The sequence below is a fragment of the Streptomyces sp. NBC_01352 genome, assembly GCF_036237295.1.
GTDB lineage: Bacteria > Actinomycetota > Actinomycetes > Streptomycetales > Streptomycetaceae > Streptomyces > Streptomyces plumbiresistens.
In genome coordinates, this window is record NZ_CP108354.1 from 8,095,621 (window position 1) to 8,115,386 (window position 19,766).

Annotated in this window: 16 protein-coding genes and 1 tRNA gene; 9 read left to right on the forward strand and 8 right to left on the reverse strand. The window is 69.0% G+C overall.

The window, feature by feature from the left end:
* Window positions 1-3 precede the first annotated feature (3 nt).
* Both OG252_RS37270 and OG252_RS37275 read right to left on the reverse strand, forming a co-directional pair.
* On the reverse strand, window positions 4-891 hold the full coding sequence (locus OG252_RS37270) for a hypothetical protein (RefSeq protein WP_266441189.1): 888 nt from the start codon (window positions 889-891) through the stop codon (window positions 4-6).
* Between the two features lie 37 nt (window positions 892-928).
* A complete protein-coding gene (locus tag OG252_RS37275; protein WP_266441191.1) occupies window positions 929-2,704 on the reverse strand; it encodes a glycoside hydrolase family 35 protein in 1,776 nt (591 codons plus the stop codon).
* 89 nt (window positions 2,705-2,793) lie between these two features.
* Here OG252_RS37275 and OG252_RS37280 point away from each other — a divergent pair, with 89 nt between their 5' ends.
* The 6 genes from OG252_RS37280 to OG252_RS37305 all read left to right on the forward strand — a co-directional run bounded on the left by OG252_RS37280 (window position 2,794) and on the right by OG252_RS37305 (window position 10,271).
* Window positions 2,794-3,684, forward strand: coding sequence for a helix-turn-helix domain-containing protein (locus tag OG252_RS37280; RefSeq protein ID WP_266441194.1), 891 nt, complete (start codon window positions 2,794-2,796; stop codon window positions 3,682-3,684).
* A gap of 11 nt (window positions 3,685-3,695) precedes the next feature.
* Window positions 3,696-4,046, forward strand: a complete 351-nt coding sequence (locus tag OG252_RS37285) for a chorismate mutase (protein WP_266441197.1) — start codon at window positions 3,696-3,698, stop codon at window positions 4,044-4,046.
* A gap of 140 nt (window positions 4,047-4,186) precedes the next feature.
* A complete protein-coding gene (locus tag OG252_RS37290) occupies window positions 4,187-4,738 on the forward strand; it encodes a response regulator (protein WP_266441200.1) in 552 nt (183 codons plus the stop codon).
* 56 nt (window positions 4,739-4,794) lie between these two features.
* A complete protein-coding gene (gene pepN, locus OG252_RS37295; RefSeq protein ID WP_329341730.1) occupies window positions 4,795-7,290 on the forward strand; it encodes an aminopeptidase N in 2,496 nt (831 codons plus the stop codon).
* Between the two features lie 171 nt (window positions 7,291-7,461).
* On the forward strand, window positions 7,462-8,856 hold the full coding sequence (locus tag OG252_RS37300) for a pyridoxal phosphate-dependent decarboxylase family protein (protein ID WP_329341732.1): 1,395 nt from the start codon (window positions 7,462-7,464) through the stop codon (window positions 8,854-8,856).
* On the forward strand, window positions 8,853-10,271 hold the full coding sequence (locus OG252_RS37305) for a lysine N(6)-hydroxylase/L-ornithine N(5)-oxygenase family protein (RefSeq protein ID WP_329341735.1): 1,419 nt from the start codon (window positions 8,853-8,855) through the stop codon (window positions 10,269-10,271). The genes OG252_RS37300 and OG252_RS37305 overlap by 4 nt, the downstream gene beginning before the upstream one ends.
* A gap of 70 nt (window positions 10,272-10,341) precedes the next feature.
* Here OG252_RS37305 and OG252_RS37310 read toward each other — a convergent pair whose 3' ends face one another.
* The gene (locus tag OG252_RS37310; protein ID WP_266441210.1) at window positions 10,342-12,147 is read right to left on the reverse strand and encodes a bifunctional metallophosphatase/5'-nucleotidase; all 1,806 of its coding nucleotides are present in this window, start codon (window positions 12,145-12,147) and stop codon (window positions 10,342-10,344) included.
* A gap of 138 nt (window positions 12,148-12,285) precedes the next feature.
* Here OG252_RS37310 and OG252_RS37315 point away from each other — a divergent pair, with 138 nt between their 5' ends.
* A complete protein-coding gene (locus tag OG252_RS37315; protein WP_329341737.1) occupies window positions 12,286-13,005 on the forward strand; it encodes an SIMPL domain-containing protein in 720 nt (239 codons plus the stop codon).
* A gap of 142 nt (window positions 13,006-13,147) precedes the next feature.
* A complete protein-coding gene (pyk, locus tag OG252_RS37320) occupies window positions 13,148-14,584 on the forward strand; it encodes a pyruvate kinase (RefSeq protein WP_329341739.1) in 1,437 nt (478 codons plus the stop codon).
* Between the two features lie 7 nt (window positions 14,585-14,591).
* Here the strand turns inward: pyk and OG252_RS37325 are convergent, their stop codons facing one another.
* A complete protein-coding gene (locus OG252_RS37325) occupies window positions 14,592-15,380 on the reverse strand; it encodes a helix-turn-helix domain-containing protein (protein ID WP_329341741.1) in 789 nt (262 codons plus the stop codon).
* A gap of 86 nt (window positions 15,381-15,466) precedes the next feature.
* Window positions 15,467-15,549 (reverse strand) — tRNA-Leu (locus tag OG252_RS37330).
* Window positions 15,550-15,651: 102 nt separating this feature from the next.
* Between OG252_RS37330 and OG252_RS37335 the strand changes: the two genes are divergently transcribed.
* Window positions 15,652-16,308: an ANTAR domain-containing response regulator gene (locus OG252_RS37335; RefSeq protein WP_053748470.1), complete on the forward strand. Its 657-nt coding sequence runs from the start codon at window positions 15,652-15,654 to the stop codon at window positions 16,306-16,308.
* 85 nt (window positions 16,309-16,393) lie between these two features.
* Here OG252_RS37335 and OG252_RS37340 read toward each other — a convergent pair whose 3' ends face one another.
* Genes OG252_RS37340 through OG252_RS37350 form a run of 3 tightly spaced genes read right to left on the reverse strand, consistent with a single transcriptional unit; the run spans window position 16,394 to window position 19,763 of the window.
* Window positions 16,394-17,110, reverse strand: coding sequence for an ABC transporter ATP-binding protein (locus tag OG252_RS37340; RefSeq protein WP_329341745.1), 717 nt, complete (start codon window positions 17,108-17,110; stop codon window positions 16,394-16,396).
* Complete coding sequence (locus tag OG252_RS37345; RefSeq protein WP_266448632.1) at window positions 17,107-17,967, reverse strand: ABC transporter ATP-binding protein; 861 nt, start codon at window positions 17,965-17,967, stop codon at window positions 17,107-17,109. The genes OG252_RS37340 and OG252_RS37345 overlap by 4 nt, the downstream gene beginning before the upstream one ends.
* A 5-nt stretch (window positions 17,968-17,972) precedes the next feature.
* Window positions 17,973-19,763 carry a branched-chain amino acid ABC transporter permease gene (locus tag OG252_RS37350; protein ID WP_266441223.1) on the reverse strand — a complete coding sequence of 597 codons (1,791 nt, stop codon included), beginning with the start codon at window positions 19,761-19,763 and terminating at the stop codon, window positions 17,973-17,975.
* Window positions 19,764-19,766 lie beyond the last annotated feature (3 nt).

Here is a 19,766-nt window from a genome sequence, read left to right on the forward strand (position 1 = left end):
CGGCTACGTGTCGCACTCCAGCACCGTCCGGCACAGCGAACACCGCGCCCGCATCCTGCCCCGCACCGGCACCCGGATCCGCTGGTGGCAGGTCGGGCAGGGGAAGGAGACCCGCAGGCGGCCGCCGCTGTCGGGGGAGAAGGCGTACGGGACGCCCGGTCCCGGTCCCGTCCCGGGCGCGTGCCGCCGGTCGCGGGCGTAGCGGCGCCGCCCCGCCCAGCCGGCCGCCGTCAGCGGGGGCTGCTGCTCGTCCTGGCGGGCCCGGGTCATGCCCTTGACGTACGCCGTGTAGGCCTGCGGGCTGGTGAACCACACCGACGGGTCCTCGCCGAAGACCAGGGCCCGCTTGGCGAGGACGTAACCGAACTCCTCCGGGGTGAGATAGCCGAGCTTCTGGGAGGACGCCGCGTCCTCCCGGTACGCGTCGAGGAGCAACCAGCCCGCCCCCAGGTAGGTCGCCGCGGTGTCGGTGAGGATCTCGTTCTCCCGGGTGCCGGGGAAGCTCAGGTCCAGGCGGTGCAGATAGACGTGCATCACCTCGTGGGCGAGGGCCGCGCCGATGTCCCGGCGGTGGGTGCGGAAACGGTCGTTCAGCTCGACGAAGTACTCGGGCCCGGCGGTGAGTTCGACGTTCGCCGCCTGCTTCATCTCCCGGAAGCTGACGACCATCCGGGCATCCGGCAGCCGGTAGTGCCGCACCAGCTCACGCGCCACCCGCTGCGCCCCCAGATACAGGTCGTCGGTGTCGCAGAACGCCACGTCGGCGGGGACCACGCTGGTCCCGAACATCTGGACGGTGTCGTACGACAACCGCTTGTACAACGCGGTGACGGCGGCCCGCACCGTCTCCAGATGCGGATAGCCGTGCTCGACCGGTCCGTCGTTCGCCACGCCCGTACCCCCAAGAGGCCGTGAACCCGGTTCCACTCTACGGCGACGCGGGTGGATTTTCCCCGGCCGGATTCGCCGGTACGGGCCGCAGGACGGGCGGCGTCACCGACGCCTGATCCAACTCCAGCACCCATACCTCGTTGGTCCCTTCCCGCAGCACCGGCCCGGGTACGTACAGTGACCGCTGCGGCCCCGCGGACCAGTAACGGCCCAGGTTGAAGCCGTTGATCCACACGAAGCCACGGGTCCAGCCCGGCAGGTCCAGGCAGGCGTCCCCGGCGCCGCGGACCGTGACGCCGGCCCGGTACAGACCGGGGGAGGCGTCGCCGGGGAGGGCCCGGAAGGCGAGGCCCTCGATGTCGTCCAGGGCGTCCAGGCGCAGCCCGCGCGCGCGTACGCCGTGCAGATACTGGCGCTCGTGCAGCAGGCCTCCGGTGATGCCCTTGGGCTCGCCCGTCAGCGGACCGTAGTTGACCCTCCCCAGGGACTCCACCCACAGCTGCACGCGCGCGTGCCCCGCGACGGGCTCCTTGAGCCGGTCCTCGTCCTCGGTGAGCACCCCGGCCCGCTCCCCGTCGACGTACACCACCGCCAGGTCCCGCAGCCCACGCGCGGTCAGCGGGTAGGGCTGCCGCGGCCCCGGCACCGTCACCTCGTAGCGCACCACACCCCGGTCGACGTCCAGCTCCTCGAAGGTCGGCGGCACGGGATACGTGCCCTCCGGGCCCCCGCGCGCCTCGAGTACGGCGGACAGGGACGCCCAGCCGTCCAGCCGCACCTCAGCCGGCTCACCCAACGGCGCGGGCGCGGGCGGGACTTCAGGCAGCGGCCCGTCGGCGTACTCGGCGAACACCTCGCGCAGACGCCAGAACTTCTCCGTGGGCCGGCCGTACTCGTCGACGGGCGCGTCGTAGTCGTACGAGGTCACGTCCGGCTGAAGCGGCCCGTCGTGCATCCAGCCGCCACCCCGGTTGGCGCCCGCCCAGCCCGCGAAACTGGTGCCGCCGTGCGCCATGTACAGATTGACCGAGGCCCCGCACTCCAGGATCTCCCGCAGCGTCGCCGCCGCCTCCGCGGGATCCCGCACGACATGCTCACCGCCCCAGTGGTCGAACCAGCCGCACCAGAACTCCATGCACATCAGCGGCCCGTCGCCGCGATGCCGGCGCAGCGACGCGAACGCCCCGCGCGCGTGGGAGCCGAAGTTCACCGTGGCGAGCACCCCGGGGACCGAACCGCCGCCGAGCATGTGGTCCTCCGGGCCGTCCGACGTGCACAGCGGCACCGTCACGCCCTCGGACCGCAGCAGATCCGCGAGCCGGCCCAGATACTCGGCGTCCGAGCCGAAGCTGCCGTACTCGTTCTCCACCTGCACCATGATCACCGGGCCGCCCCGGTCGGCCTGCCGGGACACCACCTCCGGCAGCAGCCGACGGAACCAGTCCTCCACAGGTCGCAGAAAACGCTCGTCACGCGTGCGCGGGTGCCCCGTCAGCCAGTGCGGCAGCCCGCCGTTCTCCCACTCGGCACAGATGTACGGACCCGGCCGCACGATTGCCCACAGACCCTCCCGGTGGGCCGCGTCCAGGAACCGGCCCAGCGCCTCCACGTCCCGGAACTCGCCCGGCCGCGGCTCGTGCAGGTTCCACGGCACATACGTCTCCACGCAGTTGAGGCCCATCGCCCGCAGCATCGCCAGCCGGTGCCCCCACTGCGCCTCATGCACCCGGAAGTAGTGCAGCGCACCGGACAGCAGCCGCACCGGCCGCCCGTCCAGCAGGAAATCCGCGTCCCCCACCGTGAACTCGCTCATACGCCCCACCCTCACCCCTGGCGTGGATCACGTCCATGGACAAAGATCGGCGCTGCTTGGACACAAGTACGACCGTCGGAGGACCGCCGATGTACCACACCTGGATGCGGTTCTTCACGCCCGGCCCCGCCCACCACCGGCTCGGCCTCGTCTGCCTCGGCGTCGGCCTCCAGTACGGCGCGCTGCCCACCGTCGGCCCCCGCACCCTCGACAGCCACGTCGCCGTCGTCATCAGCACCGGCAACGGCTGGTACCAGGCACCCGACGGCCGCCGCACCACCGTCACCGCGCCCGCCCTCCTGTGGCTCACCCCCGGCATCCCCCACCACTACGCGCCCGACCCCGCCGCCGGCTGGGACGAGGGCTTCGTCGGCTTCACCGGCCCCGCCACCGCCACCTACACCGAACTCGGCTACATCGAACCCGACCGCCCCGTCGTCCCCCTGTCCGACGCCACCGGCCCACGCGCCGTCATCACCCGCATCGCCCGCGCCGCCCGCCGCGACAACCCCCTCCTGGAAGTGGAGACCGGCGCCGCCGTCCACGAACTCCTCGTCGCCCTGCGCCGCGCCCGCGCCGACCTCGCCCCCGACGGCGACCCGGTCCTCAAGGCCCTCGCCCGCGACGCCTTCAAACCCCTGTCGGTCGCCGACCACGCCGCCCGGCACGGCATGACCACCGCCGAACTGCGCACCGCCGTCCGCCGCGGCGCCGGCTGCAGCCCCAAGGACTACCTCCTCGGCATCCGCCTCGGCCGCGCCAAGGAACTCCTCGCCGCCACCGAACTGCCCGTCGCCGCCGTCGCCCGCCGCGTCGGCTACGACGACCCCGCCTACTTCTCCCGCCTGTTCACCCGCCGCGTCGGCATGGCCCCCGTCCGCTTCCGCGCCCAGGAGAGCCGCGTCGTTCCCGGCGGCTGGAGCAACCAGGTACCGGATCCGGACGATCCACCCATGATCGAGCGCGCGCCCGCCCCGTAATGTGGACGCCCATGACCACCAGCAACAACGGAACCGGCGACGTCGACCCCGCCGTCCGCGAGGAACTCGCCCGGCTCCGCGACAGCATCGACAACATCGACGCGGCCGTCGTCCACATGCTCGCCGAACGCTTCAAGTGCACCCAGCAGGTCGGCCACCTCAAGGCCAGACACCAGCTGCCGCCCGCCGACGCGGCCCGCGAGTCCCGGCAGATCGAACGCCTGCGCACCCTCGCCGAGAACGCCAAACTCGACCCGGCCTTCGCTGAGAAGTTCCTGAATTTCATCATCGCCGAAGTGATCAGGCACCACGAGCGCATCGCCGAGGACGCCGTCAACGCAACCGCACACCTGGCGAATTGACCTCCCCCGATGCCCCCAGGGGCGTGACACGGGGCCCCGCGAGGGGCATGCTGCGCTGTGCACTCCTTGTCAGCCGACGAGCACTCCGCGTCAGTGCGCGGTCGTAGGCTGGTCTGTCCACGAGGGAGGGACGTCGGGCCATGCCGTCGGATGCCAGGATCCTCATCGTCGACGACCACGAGGACACGCTGTACGCCCTGGAGAGCGCCCTCGCCCCGCTGGGCTACCGGCTGGGCCGCGCCACCAGCGGAGACGAGGCCCTCAAACAGGTACTGCGCGGCCAGGTCGGTCTCCTCCTCCTCGACGTACGCATGCCCGGCGTCAGCGGCCTCGACGTGGTGCGCTACATGCGCCGCGTCGAACAGACCCAGCACATACCCGTCGTCCTCCTCACCGGCTTCGGCGCCGACCTCGAACTGAGCTCCACCGCCTTCGGCCTCGGCGTCGCCGACCTCGTCATGAAACCCATCGACCCCTGGGCCCTGCGCACCAAGGTCCGCTACCTCTTCGACACCCACCAACGCCACCTCGCCCTCCAACACGAGGTCCGCGAACTCCGCGCCCTCGTCAAGGACCACACCGAAGCCGGCGAACACCCCCCACGCCCCGCCCTGCCCCACCCGGACGCCCGCGTCCCCACCCAACGCGGCCAGGGGGCGCACACGGGGGAACTCGAACAGGACCGGACATAGGGCGCGTACCGATCCGCCCCTGTGCCAGGTCAGCGCCATCAGGCAGCATGTCCTGCATGTCCGTACTGACGCGCGACGAAGCGCAGACCCGTGCCAAGCTCCTCGACGTCCACCGCTACACGATCGACCTCGACCTGACCACCGGGGACGACACGTTCGACTCCCGCACCGTCATCAGGTTCACCGTCCGCGCGGACCAGGACGCCACGGACACCTTCGTCGAGGTCAAGCCGGCCCAACTGCGCTCCGTCACCCTCGACGGACACCCCCTCGACCCGGAAACCCTGGACGAGAACCGGCTCGCCCTGAAGAACCTCACCCCCGGCGAACACGAACTGCGCGTCGACGCCGCCATGCGCTACTCCCGCACCGGCGAGGGCATGCACCGCTTCACCGACCCCACCGACGGCGAAACCTACCTGTACACCCAGCTGTTCATGGACGACGTCCAACGCGTCTTCGCCGCCTTCGACCAGCCGGACCTCAAGTCCGTCTTCGACCTGTCCCTCAAGGCCCCCGAAGACTGGACCGTCCTCGCCAACAGCATCACCGAACACCTCGGCGAGGGCCGCTGGCAGGCCGCCCCCACCCCCCTGATCTCCACCTACCTCGTCGCCGTCGCCGCCGGCCCCTGGCACTCCGTACGCACCGAACACCGCGGCCTGCCCTTCGGCATCCACTGCCGCCGCTCCCTCGCCCCCCACCTGGACGCGGACGCCGACGAGCTCTTCGAGATCACCAAGCAGTGCTACGACCGCTACCACGAGAAGTTCGAGGAGCCCTACCCCTTCGACTCCTACGACCAGGCGTTCGTCCCCGAGTTCAACGCCGGCGCCATGGAGAACCCCGGCCTCGTCACCTTCCGCGACGACTTCGTCTACCGCTCCGCCGTCACCGACACCGAACGCCAGACCCGCGCCATGGTCATCGCCCACGAGATGGCCCACATGTGGTTCGGCGACCTCGTCACCCTCCGATGGTGGGACGACATCTGGCTCAACGAGTCCTTCGCCGAGTACATGGGCTACCAGACCCTCACCGAAGCCACCCGCTTCGCAGACACCTGGACCGACTTCGGCGTCAGCCGCAAAGCCTGGGGCTACGAAGCCGACCAGCGCCCCTCCACCCACCCCGTCGCCCCGGAGGCCGTCGACGACACCGCCTCCGCCCTGCTCAACTTCGACGGCATCTCCTACGCCAAGGGCGCCTCCGCCCTGCGGCAACTCGTCGCCTGGCTCGGAGAGAAGGACTTCCTCACCGGCATCAACACCCACTTCGCCCGCCACAGGTTCGCCAACGCCACCCTCGCCGACTTCATCGACTCCCTCGCCGCCGGCACCGACCGCGACGTCCACGCCTGGGCCGACACCTGGCTGCGCACCACCGGCGTCGACACCCTCACCCCCCGCATCACCCCCGGCGACGACGGCACCTGCACCCTCACCGTCGACCGCACCGGCAGCCGCCCCCACCGCATCGCCGTCGGCCTCTACGACCAGGACGTCGCCGACGAAGGCCGCCACCTCGTCCTGCGCGAACGCCTCGACCTCGACCTCCCCCACACCACCCCCCACCCCATCGGCAAACGCCCCGCACTGCTCCTCCTCAACGACGGCGACCTCACCTACGCCAAGATCCGCTTCGACACCCAGTCCTTCCAGAGCGTCCAATCCGGCCTCTCCGGCCTGCCCGACCCCCTCACCCGCGCCGTCGTGTGGAACGCCCTGCGCGACTCCGTACGCGACGGCGAACTGGCCCCCGGCGCCTACCTGGAAGCCGCCCGCACCCACCTCCCGCAGGAGACCGACCTCGCCATCGTGCAAGGCGTCCTCGCCTTCGCCGCCGCCCAGGTCACCGACCGCTACCTCAACCCCGACCAGCGGCCCGCCGCACTCGCCTCCCTCACCGCCCTGTGCCGCGACCTCATCCGCCGCACCGAGGACGGCGACCACCCCGGCCTGCGCCTCATCGCCGTACGCCACTTCATCGACGTCGCCGCCCACCCCGACACCATCGCCGCCTGGCTCGCCGACGGCACCGCACCCGGCGGCCCCGAACTCGACCCCGAACTGCGCTGGCGCGTCCTGGGCCGCCTCGCCGTCCTCGGCGCCACCGACGAGACCGCCATCGCCGCCGAACTCGAGCGCGACCCCAGCGCCACCGGCCGCGAAGGCGCCGCCCGCTGCCGCGCCGCCCTGCCCGACGAAGCAGCCAAGCAACAGGCCTGGGAGGCGATGTTCACCGACGACACCCTCTCCAACTACCTCTTCACCGCCACCGCCCAAGGCTTCTGGCAACCCGAACAGGCCGACCTCGTACGGCAGTACGTCCCCCGCTACTTCCAGGACGTCGGCACCCTCGCCGCCCGCCGCGGCCCCGCCATCGCCGAAGCCGCCGGCCGCTGGGCCTTCCCGGCCCACGCCGTCGACACCGAGACCCTCCGCCTCGGCGAGGCATGCCTGAGCGACGACGCACCGATCCCGGCACTGCGCCGCAAGCTGGCCGACCAACTCGACGACCTGGCACGCGCCTTGCGGGTACGCGAGGCCTAGACCGCACCACCCCCGGGGCACGGCCGACTCCAACGGATCGGCCGTGCCCCGACACGTTCTCCCCGCACGGACGTACCTTCTTTCGGGTTCTGTTCGTTGGGCTTTTCGGGCACGATCACGCATTCGCGTACAAGCTGGAACTCCCTCTGCCCAGCGCCCGGAGGACCACCCATGAGCACACCGAGCCTCGCCTCGGGCCCCCAAGGCCCCGACGCCCTACGGCCCCTGCTCGACACCGTGCTCGACGCCCTGCGCGACGGCACCCACGCCCGCCGCGGCCCCCTCCCCGCCGGCGGCCCGCACGCCGTCGCCGCACGCGTACGCGACGCCGTGGGAAACGTACTGCCGGACCAGGGCGACCCCGACGCCCTACGCCGCCTCGTCCACGCACTCGCCGAAGGCGCCGCCGACCCCGCCCACCCCCACTGCGCAGCCCACCTCCACTGCCCACCCCTCGCCGTCGCCACCGCCGCCGACCTCGCCGCCAGCGCCCTCAACCCGTCCCTCGACTCCTGGGACCAAGCACCGGCCGCATCCGAACTCGAAGCACTGGTCACACAGGCCCTCGCCCAAGAGGCCGGCGCCGCCGACGCCCTCATCACCACCGGCGGCACCGAATCCAACCAACTCGCCCTCCTCCTCGCCCGCGAAACCCACGGCCCCGGCATCCGCCTCCTCCACGGCGCCAACGCCCACCACTCCCTGCCCCGCGCCGCCTGGCTGCTCGGCCTGCCCGACCCCGTCGTCGTCCCCGCCCCCGCCGGCACCCTCGACCCCGCCGCCCTCGCCGACGCCCTCAGCACCCTCCCCGGACCCGTCGTCGTAGCCGCCACCGCAGGCACCACCGACGCCGGACTCATCGACCCCCTCCCCGACATCGCCGCCCTGTGCCACGCCCACCACGCCCGCCTGCACATCGACGCCGCCTACGGCTCAGGCCTCCTCTTCAGCGACCGCCACCGCACCAAACTCGCCGGCCTCGACGCCGCCCACACCATCACCCTCGACCTGCACAAACTCGGCTGGCAGCCCATCGCCGCAGGCCTCCTCGCCGTCAAACACCCCCACGACCTCGCCGCACTCCACCAACACGCCGACTACCTCAACGCCGACGACGACACCGAAGCCGGCCTGCCCGACCTCCTCGGCCGCTCCCCGCGCACCAGCCGCCGCGCCGACGCCCTCAAGATCGCCGTCACTCTCAAGACCCTCGGCCGCACCGGCCTCGGCGCCCTCGTCGACCAGGTCTGCGACCACGCCCGCACCTTCGCCGCCCTCGTCGACAACCACCCCGCCTTCGAACTCCACGACCGGCCCACCATCAGCACCGTCCTGTTCCGCCCCGCAGGAGCCACCGACGACACCGTCGCCGCCGTACGCCGACACCTCCTCACCCGCGGCCGAGCCGTCCTCGGCCGCGCCCGCCTCGACGGCCGCCTCTGGCTTAAGGCCACCCTCCTCAACCCCCACACCCGGCCCGCCGACCTGGCCGGGCTCCTGCAACTCGTCGAGGAACTCCTCGACGAACCCGTCGAAGAACTCGTGGAAGGAACCACACCCCGATGAGCCGGACGCCCCACCCCCCACACCACGAGCCCGACGCACCCCGCGACCTCGTCGGCATCGGCATCGGCCCCTTCAACCTCTCCCTCGCCGCCCTCGCCCACCCCCTCACCGAACTCGACACCGTCTTCTACGACCAACGGCCCACCTTCGACTGGCACCCCGGCCTCCTCATCGAAGGCGCCACCATCCAAGTCCCCTTCCTCGCCGACCTCGTCACCCTCGCCGACCCCACCAGCCCCTGGAGCTTCCTCAACTACCTCAAGACCCGCGAGAGACTCTTCCCCTTCTACTTCGCCGAGCGCTTCCACATCCAACGCGCCGAATACGACGCCTACTGCCGCTGGGTCTCGGAGAACCTCCCCGGACTCCGCTTCGGCCACCAGATCGACGCCGTCCGCTGGAACCCCGAACGCGACCTCTTCGAAGTCGACCACACCCAACTCGACACCGACGGCGAAGCCGAAGCCCTAGGACGGACCTACACACGCAACATCGTCCTCGGCGTCGGCACCGAGCCGTACGTCCCCGACCCCTTGAAACCCCTCGTCGACGCCCCCGCCGTACCCGTCATCCACGCCGCCGACTACCTCACCCACCGCGACACGATCCGCGCCGCCGACCACGTCACCGTCATCGGCTCAGGACAGTCCGGCGCCGAAATCTTCCTCGACCTGCTCCGGGCCCGCCCCGCAGGCCACGAGAAACTCCACTGGCTCGGCCGCACCGAAGCCTTCGCCCCCATGGAGTACTCCAAACTCGGCCTCGAACACTTCACCCCCGACTACACCCGCTACTTCCACGCCCTCACCGAAAGCGTCCGCGACCGCCTCGTCACCACCCAATGGCAGCTCCACAAAGGCATCGACACCGACACCATCGCCGCCATCCACGACGAGCTCTACCGCCGCACCCTGCACGGCGGCTGGCCCGACGCCGTCCTCACCCCCGGCGTCCGCGTCCGCACCGCCGGCCGCATCGCCACCACCAAAATCGAACTCCACCTCGAACACATCCAGCAGAACACCCGCACCCGCCTCACCACCGACGCCGTCGTCCTCGCCACCGGCTACCGCGAACGCCCCCTCGACCGCATCCTCGCCGGCCTCGACCCCTACCTGCGCCGCGACAGCCGCGAACGCCCCCGCGTCGACGAACAGTTCCGCCTCGTCCTCGACCCCTCCGTCACCGGCACCGCCTACGTACAGAACGCCGAACGCCACACCCACGGCAACGGCACCCCCGACCTCGGCCTCGCCGCCTGGCGCAGCGCCACCATCCTCAACTCCCTGACCGGAAAAGAGCCCTACCCACTCCCGACCCGCACCGCCTTCACCACCTTCGGCCTGGAAAACCGACCCCACATCCCCCCGGCCCGACAACCACAGACCCTCACCCCCCTGATCGAAGCCCGGTAGAACGACAAAGGGCGGCGGGAGAAAACCCTCCCACCGCCCCTCGGACACACAGTCCCGCAGCCCCGCAGCCCTAGAAGACCGGCGTACCGCCCCGCGTCAGCTTCCAGTCCACCGACGCGAAGTCCTTCGGATCCAGCACACCCTTCGCCGTCACCCACTCCGCGATCCGCGTCCGGATCTCCGTCGACTCCGCCCACACCTCCGTCGCCGACGCCACATGCGGGAACGCACCACCGCCATTGGCACGGTAGTTGTTCACCGCCAGCACGAACTGCTGCGCGTCATCCAGCGCCGCACCGTTGTACGACACGTTCCTGATCCGCGAACCCGCCGCCTGAGCGATGTCGATCTCGTACGTCAGACCCGACACATAGTCGTAGTTGTAGTCCGGACGACCACCGGCGTTCGTCAACTTCTCCACATCGACCGCCGCGTCCGCCGCCGTCTGCACGAAGTACTGCGCCGAGTACTCCAGGTACGCCTTGAGCTGCGCACCCGTCATCAACTTCGCGACCAGCGTGTTGTCGTACACATACAGACTCGACAGATCCCGGATCGTCACATCACCGGCCGGAATCTCCGACGTACGCGAGAACGGCGACGCCTGCGCGATCACCGGCACCGACGCGTACTCCGTACCCGCCAGCGCCGCCTTGACGACGTCCTCCTGCACCTTCGTGATCAGGTCGATGATCGGCGCGTCCCTGTACCGCGCGTCCACCGTCGTCAGCGGCTCCGTGGCCGTACCGACCACCTGGTTCACGTACTCCACCACGACATCGTGGTCGTCCTTCAGCAACTTCGTGATCTTCGGATCGTCGGCCACCGCGTTCGAGTTCAGCACCGACGCCGACACCGACTCGACCGCCCAACGACCCTTCGCGAAAACCAGCTCGAAGTCGAACAAAGACAACCGCTCCGCGTACGCCAACGGCTCCGACAGCACCACCGTCTTACCGGTCTTCTCGTTCGTGACCAGCAGCTCCGGAATCTCCACATGCGCGTGCCCGACCAGAATCGCGTCGATCCCCGGCACCTGCTGCGCCACCAGCGCCGCCGAGTTCTCGACGTACGGCAACTGGTCACCGTACGACGACGTACCCGACGAACCCGAGTGCGCCGACACGACCACCACGTCCGCACCCATCGACCGCAGCTTCGGCACCCACTTCGCCGCCTGCTCCTCAAGCCCCGGGAACGTCAACCTCCCCTGCACATACGCCTTGTCCCAGATCGCGATACCCGGGTTCGTCAGCCCCAGCACCGCCACCTTCACCGGCGGCGCGCCCTTCACCCGGAACGTCTTCATGAAGAACGGCGGAAAAGCCGGCTTCAGCGTCTTCGCGTCCAGCGCGTTCGCACCCAGCAGCGGAAAATCGCACTGCTCCTCGAACTTGCGCAGCGTCTCGATGCCGTAGTTGAACTCGTGGTTGCCGAGCGCCACCGCGTCATACCCGATCGCGTTCATCGCCGCCGCCATCGGGTGCACCGGACCACCCTCCGCGGTGATCGGGTCGACCTTCGCGTAGTAGTACGTCAGCGGAGTGCCCTGGATCGTGTCACCCGCGTCCAGCAGCAGCGTGTTGCCACGGCCCTTCTCCTTGCGGACCTGGTTCACCAGCGTCGACACCCGGGCCAGACCCTGCGCGTTGCCCTTCGCGTCGGTGTACTCCGCGTCCTTGAAGTAGTCCCAGTTGAAGATGTGACCATGCAGGTCCGTCGTGCCCATCACCGTCAGCGAGTACCGCTTCACAGGCCTGGAGCCCTTCTTCGCCTCCGCAGCCTGCGCCGCCGGAGCCGCCACCGAACTCGCCAGCGCGACACCCGCACCGGTCACAGCGGACTTCTTCAGGAACTTCCGACGGTTCAACGGCATGTCTGGTACTCCTCGGGGAAAGGTCAACAACGCGCGTAGATTCTGACCCGGACATGCCGCACCACAACAGACCCCGCAGGTTTCGATCTGATGACCAGCCGGGGCGCCAACCAGGTAACCAGTGACAGAGTGGGGCGTATGACCACCCCACCATCAGAGGAGCCCCAACCCGCCGTCCCCTACGGCACCCCCGACGCACCCCGCATCGCCGTCCGCGGCGAAGCACACCTCGAAGTCGACCCCGAGATCGCCCGCATCGGCGTCACCGTCGCCTCCCGCGGCAAAGACCGCCGCTCTGCCCTCGACGACCTCACCCGCCGCAACACCGCCGCCCTCGACCTCATCAAGACCTACGGCGACGCAGTGGAACGACTGGAGACCGGCTCCTTCTCCATCACCCCACAACTCAAAGAACACGGCCGAGGCGAACGCATCCACGCCTACCACGGCCGCGTCCACATCACCGCCGAACTGACCGACTTCACCGCCCTCGGCGAACTCACCACCCGCCTCGCCGACTCGGACCTCACACGGGTCGACGGCCCCTGGTGGGCGCTGCGCCCCGACTCACCCGCCCACCGCCAGGCCCGCCAGCAGGCGGTACGGGAAGCCGTCCAGCGTGCGAGGGAGTACGCGGAGGCACTCGGGACGACCCTGGCGGCCCTCGTGGAGCTGGCCGACATCGGCGCCGAAAACGCCGCGCCTGCCTACCCCGCCGCCTCCGGCAGCCGCATGCGCTCCGCCGCCTACGCCGCCGAGGACACCGCCGCCGCGCCCCTCGACCTCGAACCCCAGCGCCAACGCGTCCACGCCCAGGTCAACGCCCGCTTCACCATGGCCCCACCGCAATTGTCATAAAAGAATGCCGGGGCGCTCCGAAATGCTCATCGGAGCAACCCGGCGCACAATTCAACACTTGTCAAGAGCGCTTCACCCAAAGGTTGTTGAGAAGACACGCACCACCAATTCCCTACCCACCGGTAAGCTCTACGCTCGAAACATGCGCCGAGCAAAAATCGTCTGCACCCTGGGCCCCGCCACCGACTCGTACGACCAGATCAAAGGACTGGTCGACGCCGGAATGGACCTCGCCCGATTCAACCTCAGCCACGGCACCTACGCCGAACACGACGAGCGCTACCACCGCGTACGCAAGGCCTCCGACGAGACCGGCCGCAGCGTCGGCATCCTCGCCGACCTTCAAGGCCCGAAGATCCGCCTCGGCCACTTCACCGAAGGCCCCGTACTCCTTGAACGCGGCGACACCTTCACCATCACCGTCGAAGAAGGCATCGAAGGCGACCGCCAGACCTGCGGAACCACCTACCCCGGCCTCGCCACCGACGTCACCCCCGGCGAACACATCCTCGTCGACGACGGCAAAGTCTGCCTCCAAGTCACCGACGTCGACGGCCCCCGCGTCCACACCACCGTCGTCGAAGGCGGCATCGTCTCCGACCACAAGGGCCTCAACCTCCCCGGCGTCGCCATCTCCGTCCCCGCCCTCTCCGACAAGGACGAAGCCGACCTCCGCTGGGCCCTGCGCACCGGCTTCGACGTCATCGCCCTCTCCTTCGTCCGCAGCGGCCACGACATCGACGACGTCCACCGCATCATGGACGAAGAAGGCCGCCGCCTCCCCGTCATCGCCAAGGTCGAAAAGCCCCAGGCCGTCGACGCCATCGACGACATCGTCGCCGCCTTCGACGGCATCATGGTCGCGCGCGGCGACCTCGGCGTCGAAATGCCGCTCGAACAAGTCCCGATCGTCCAAAAGCGCGCGATCAAGCTGGCCAAACGCAACGCCAAACCGGTCATCGTCGCGACTCAAATGCTCGACTCGATGATCGAGAACTCGCGCCCGACAAGGGCGGAGGCCAGCGACGTGGCGAACGCGGTCATCGACGGCACGGACGCCGTGATGCTGTCCGGCGAGACCAGCGTCGGCAAATACCCCATCGAGACCGTCACGACCATGGCGAAGATCGTCGAAGCGGCCGAGGAAGACATCCTCGCCAAGGGCCTCTCGCCCCTGACCGAAAGCAACAAGCCACGCACGCAGGGCGGCGCGGTAGCCCGAGCGGCAGCGGAAATGGGCGACTTCCTGGGCGCCAAGTTCCTCGTCGCCTTCACCCAGTCCGGCGACACGGTCCGCCGCCTGTCCCGCTACCGCTCGCCCATCCCGCTGCTCGCCTTCACCCCGGAACCGGCGACGCGCTCCCAGCTCAGCCTGACGTGGGGCGTGGAGACCTTCCTCGGCCCCCACGCCGACTCCACCGACGCGATGGTCAACCAGGTGGACGAGCTGTTGTTGAAGTACGGCCGCTGCGAGAAGGGCGACACGGTCGTCATCACCGCCGGCTCCCCGCCCGGCGTCTCGGGCTCGACGAACCTGGTGCGGGTGCACCACATCGGGGAGGACGACAGCCCCAAGTAGCGCCGTTTTAGTGCTTGGGGCCGACGTGGGTGTCCATGAGGGCGACCGAGGCTTTGCGGGCGACGGAGATGTTGAAGGGGTCGCTGCCGCGAGCAAGGGTTGTCCATTCGACGCCCACCCTGTCGAGGGCATTGGTGAAGAGCTTCCGGATGTCGTCCGACTTGTTGGAGAAGAAGTACCGGGGGTATTCGTAGCGCTTACGTTCACCGGCGACGAGGCGGGTCGTCCAGTTGGTGATGCGGCAGCCGTCCGAGTGGATGAGGCCGCGGATGAATTCCCACGGATGAGCGTCGACGATGGCTTGCTGCCAGGGTTCCAGAGCGATGGTGCGGTCGTGCTTCTTGCCGGGGCCGTGCTGGGGGAACAGGCAGTGAAGGTGCTTGGAGTAGACCTTTACGTTGCGGCAGCCGATTTTGCGGACGCGGCAGACGGAGTTGTCGGGGAAGACTGCGCGCATCGCCTGTTCGCAGTCGTCCATCAGGCCGGGCCATGACTCGGCACAGGTGATCATGAAGTTGGGAACTCGGTGCTCGGAGTAGTGACTGATGTGGCCATCGCCGAGGTAGAGGCCCAGTAGGTAGCTGTACGCGGGCTCGTCGAGGTCCCGTCCGTCGCACCGGGGACACTTGGGGTCGTGCTTGCCTGGACACTCGCCGCGTTTCGCTCGGTCGAGGTGCTTCCAGTAGCCGACTGTCCCCAGCGGGACGTTGAGTTTCCGGGCGACATCCGCGTTCTTCGTGCCGTTGCGCAGCAGTGTGAGCGCCTTCTGTCGAACCTCAGTGCCGTGAAAGTTCATGCGGAAACTCTGTGTCACTGATCGTGACGGCACGCAGCAAAAAGCGGATGTTCACGAGAACGTGAGCATCCGCTTCTTCCTGAAGGTGCCCGGTGTGGGATTCGAACCCACATGCCCTAAGGCACGGTGGTTTGAGCACCGCGAGTCTGACCAGTTCCTCCAACCGGGCAAGCTGTTCAGCTGTCCGGAAGTGTACCGGGTCACCGCAGGTCCTTGCCTCTAGGTAGGCTTCGAAGCAGCAGCACTGCCCGGCCCGCAACAAGGAGCCCCCGTGACCGCCCCCGAGTCGCCCCAGCCCGTAGACGCGCCCGACGACGACAAGTCGCACGTGCCTCCGCTGACGACCCGTGTCGTCATCGCCGAGGACGAGGCGCTGATTCGCCTCGACCTCAAAGAGATGCTGGAGGAAGAGGGCTACAGCGTCGTAGGCGAGGCCGGTGACGGCGAGCAGGCCGTCGAGCTTGCCCGCGAGCACAAGCCGGACCTCGTGATCCTTGACGTGAAGATGCCCAAGCTCGATGGAATCTCCGCGGCGGAGAAGATCGCCGAGGAGCGTATCGCCCCGGTGCTCATGTTGACCGCCTTCTCGCAGCGCGACCTCGTCGAGCGTGCCCGGGACGCCGGTGCGATGGCGTATCTCGTGAAGCCGTTCAGCAAGAGTGATGTCGTGCCGGCGATCGAGATGGCCGTGTCCCGGTTCACGGAGCTCAGGGAGCTGGAGAACGAGGTCGCGGACCTCACTCTGCGTCTGGAGACCCGCAAGCTGGTGGACCGTGCGAAGTCGATCCTGCAGACGGAGTACGGGCTGACCGAGCCGGCCGCGTTCCGGTGGATCCAGAAGACGTCGATGGACCGTCGGATGTCGATGCAGCAGGTGGCCGAGGCGGTCATCCAGGATGCCGACGAGAAGAAGAACGGCAAGGGCTGACACCCGGGACCCGTTCCAGAACACGAGTGAGGCCCGCGTCCCTGGTTCAGGGGCGCGGGCCTCGTCGTGCGACCAAGGGCGCGTTCTAGTCCTCGCCGAGGTATGCCTTCCGTACCGACTCGTCGGTCAGCAGGTCCTGTCCGGTGCCGGAGACGACGATGCTGCCGACCTCCATGACGTGGCCTTGGTCGGCCAGGGAGAGGGCTGCCTGGGCGTTCTGTTCGACGAGGAGGATCGTCGTGCCCTGGGACTTGAGTTCGGAGATGGTGGCCATGATCTTCTGCATCATGATGGGGGAGAGGCCCATGGAGGGCTCGTCCAGCATGAGGAGCTTGGGCTGGGACATCAGGGCCCTGCCCATGGCGAGCATCTGCTGTTCGCCGCCCGAGAGGGTTCCGGCGGCCTGCTTGCGGCGTTCTCCCAGGATGGGGAAGAGGTCGTAGGCGCGCTGGATGTCCTTTTCGATGCCTGCCTTGTCGTTCCTCAGGAAGGCGCCGAGTTGGAGGTTTTCGGCGATGGTGAGGCGGGGGAAGATGTGCCGGCCTTCGGGGGAGTGGGCGAGGCCGAGGGCGACGATCTTGTGGGCGGGGACGCCGGTGAGGGGCTTGCCGTCGAAGATGATCTTGCCGCTGGTCGGCTTCAGGAGTCCCGAGAGGGTGCGCAGGGTGGTTGTCTTGCCGGCGCCGTTGGTGCCGATGAGGGTGACGACCTGGCCGGCTTCGACGCTGAAGGAGATGCCTTTGACGGCTTCGATCTTGCCGTAGGACACCCGGAGGTCTTCGACCTCTAGCAGTGTGCTCACTGGGCTTCTCCCTTGGTGCTGGTGGTGCTCTGCGCTTCGGCTCCTGCCTCGGCCGCGGCGACTTCGGCGGCCTCCGCGGCTCCGGGGTCGCCTTCGAAGGGTTCGCCCAGGTAGGCGGCGATGACGCGTTCGTCGGCCTGGACGACTTCGGAGGTGCCTTCGACGAGTTTTTCGCCCTGGACGAGGACGGCGACGCGGTCGCACAGGTTGAAGATGAAGCGCATGTCGTGCTCGATGACGAGGACGGCGACGCCCATGTCGCGGATGGCGAAGACCAGTTCTTCGGTGGCCCTCGTCTCCTGGGGGTTCATGCCGGCGGTCGGCTCGTCGAGGAGGAGCAGGCCGGGTTCGGAGGCGAGTGCGCGGGCGATTTCGAGCTTGCGCTGTTCGCCGTAGGGGAGGTTGCGGGCCAGGTGGTCGCGTTTGGCGGCGAGGCCGATGAACTCGAGGAGTTCCATGGCTCGTTCTTCGCTGGCCTTTTCGGCCTTCTTGAAGCCGGGGCCGCGCAGGAGTGCCGACCAGAGGCCTTCCTTGGTCCGCGTGTGGCGGCCGACGAGGACGTTCTCGAGGACCGTCATGTTGGCGAACAGGCGGATGTTCTGGAAGGTGCGGGCGATGCCGGCCTGGGTGACCAGGTGGGGCTTGGGCGGGAGGACCGTGCCCTTGTAGGAGACGGTGCCTTCCGTCGGGATGTAGAGGCCGGTGAGGCAGTTGAAGAAGGTTGTCTTGCCGGCGCCGTTGGGGCCGATGAGGCCGACGATCTCGCCTGCGTTGACCGTGAAGTCGACCGAGCGGACGGCGGTGAGGCCGCCGAAGCGCATGGTGACGTCGCGGGCTTCGAGTACTGGTGTCGTCATGGTGGTCACGCCCCCGCCTTGGTCACGGTGGCCGGTTCGTCGGTCAACGTCGTTTGTTCTGGTATGTCGAGTTGGCCGGTTTCGTGGAACTCGAGTTGGTTGCGCCGGTTGGCGATGATGCCTTCGGGGCGGAAGCGCATCAGGAGGATGAGCGCGATGCCGAAGGCGAGCAGCGACTTGTCCTGGAGGAACACGAGCTTCTCGGGCAGCAGGTAGAGCAGTGCGGCGCCGAGGATGGGGCCCGCGACCGTGCCCATGCCGCCGAGGACGACTGCGGCGAGGAGGAAGGCCGAGTTGGGCGGGGTGGAGCCGGCGAACTGGTACGGCGTCGGGACGACGCTGTAGGTGACGTGGGCGCTGACGGTGCCGGCGAGGCCGGCGAGGGAGGCGCCGAGGGCGAAGGCGATGAGCTTGACGCGGAAGCCGTTGATGCCCATGGCGGTGGCGGCGACTTCGTCCTCGCGGATGGCGATCCAGGAGCGGCCGATGCGGGAGTCGGCGGCGCGGGTGTAGACGAGGACGACGATGGCCATGATGAGGACCATGAGCAGGTAGTAGTTGGCGAAGCGGCCGAGGGTGAAGCCGCCGATGTCGTGCGCCTGGCCCATGTTGAACCCGAAGAAGTTCAGGTCGGGGATGGCGGGGATGCCGTTGGGGCCGTTGGTGATGTCGGGGCCGGAGTCGCCGTCCATGTTGTTGACGGCGATGCGGAAGATCTCTCCGAAGCCGAGGGTGACGATGGCGAGGTAGTCGCCGCGCAGTCGCAGGGTGGGGGCGCCGATGAGGACGCCGAAGATGAGGCTGGCGGCGGCGCCGGTGAGGGCGGAGGCCCAGAAGGGGAACTGGACGCCGGAGAAGCGGGAGAACTCGGAGCCGGAGACGAGGGCGGCGGTGTAGGCGCCGACGCCGAGGAAGGCGACGTATCCGAGGTCGAGGAGTCCGGCGAGGCCGACGACGATGTTGAGGCCGAGGGCGACGGTTCCGAAGATCAGGATGTTGACGCCGATGTTGGCGTAGTGGTCGTCGGTCTGGGTGAAGGGGAACGCGATGGCCGCGAGGAAGCCCATGGCGAGCGTGAAGCTGCGGTTGTGGGCGACGAGGCGGGAGAAGCGGTCCATGACACCTGCGGTGTGCAGGGCCCAGGTGAAGAAGACGACGACGAAGAGGTAGCCGATGAAGAGTTCGCCGTACTCGGTGTCGATGCCGTAGGTGAAGACGGCGAGGCCGAGGATGGTGGCGAGGGTGATGACGGCGCGTTCCAGCCAGGGGGTGAGGGGCTGGGGGGCGGGGATCGCGTCGGGCTTGGTGATGTACGCCTTGATGCTTTCCTTGGTGCTGTCCTTGCCGACTCCTTCTTGGGGGAGGGCGAAGGCGCCGAGGACGGGCAGCAGGGAGGCGATGGCTGCGATCCAGCCGCCGGGTTCGAGGTTGACGACGCCGCCGAGGTTGTTGGCGATGGCGATGACGGTGAACCAGGTGGTGCCCAGGCCGCCGAGGGCTGCGAGGGCGAGGGGTGCGTTGTTGCGGGCGGGCAGGAGCCAGCCGAGGCCGCGGACGCCGTAGAGGGCGAGGGCGAAGAGGGTGGTGAGGAGGCCGGCGGTGAAGGTGAGCCATTGCAGGCCGCCGGGGTAGCCGTTGATGGTGAGGTCGCCGGGGAACTCGGAGGTCCAGGTCCAGGCGAGGAAGGCGGAGGCGGCGGTGGCTATGCCGCCGGCGAGGAGGAGGCCGCGGGCGGCGGCTTCCGGCAGCGGGATGAGGCCGCGGGTGGCGGGGGTGGCTTTGGTGATGTCTGTCATCGT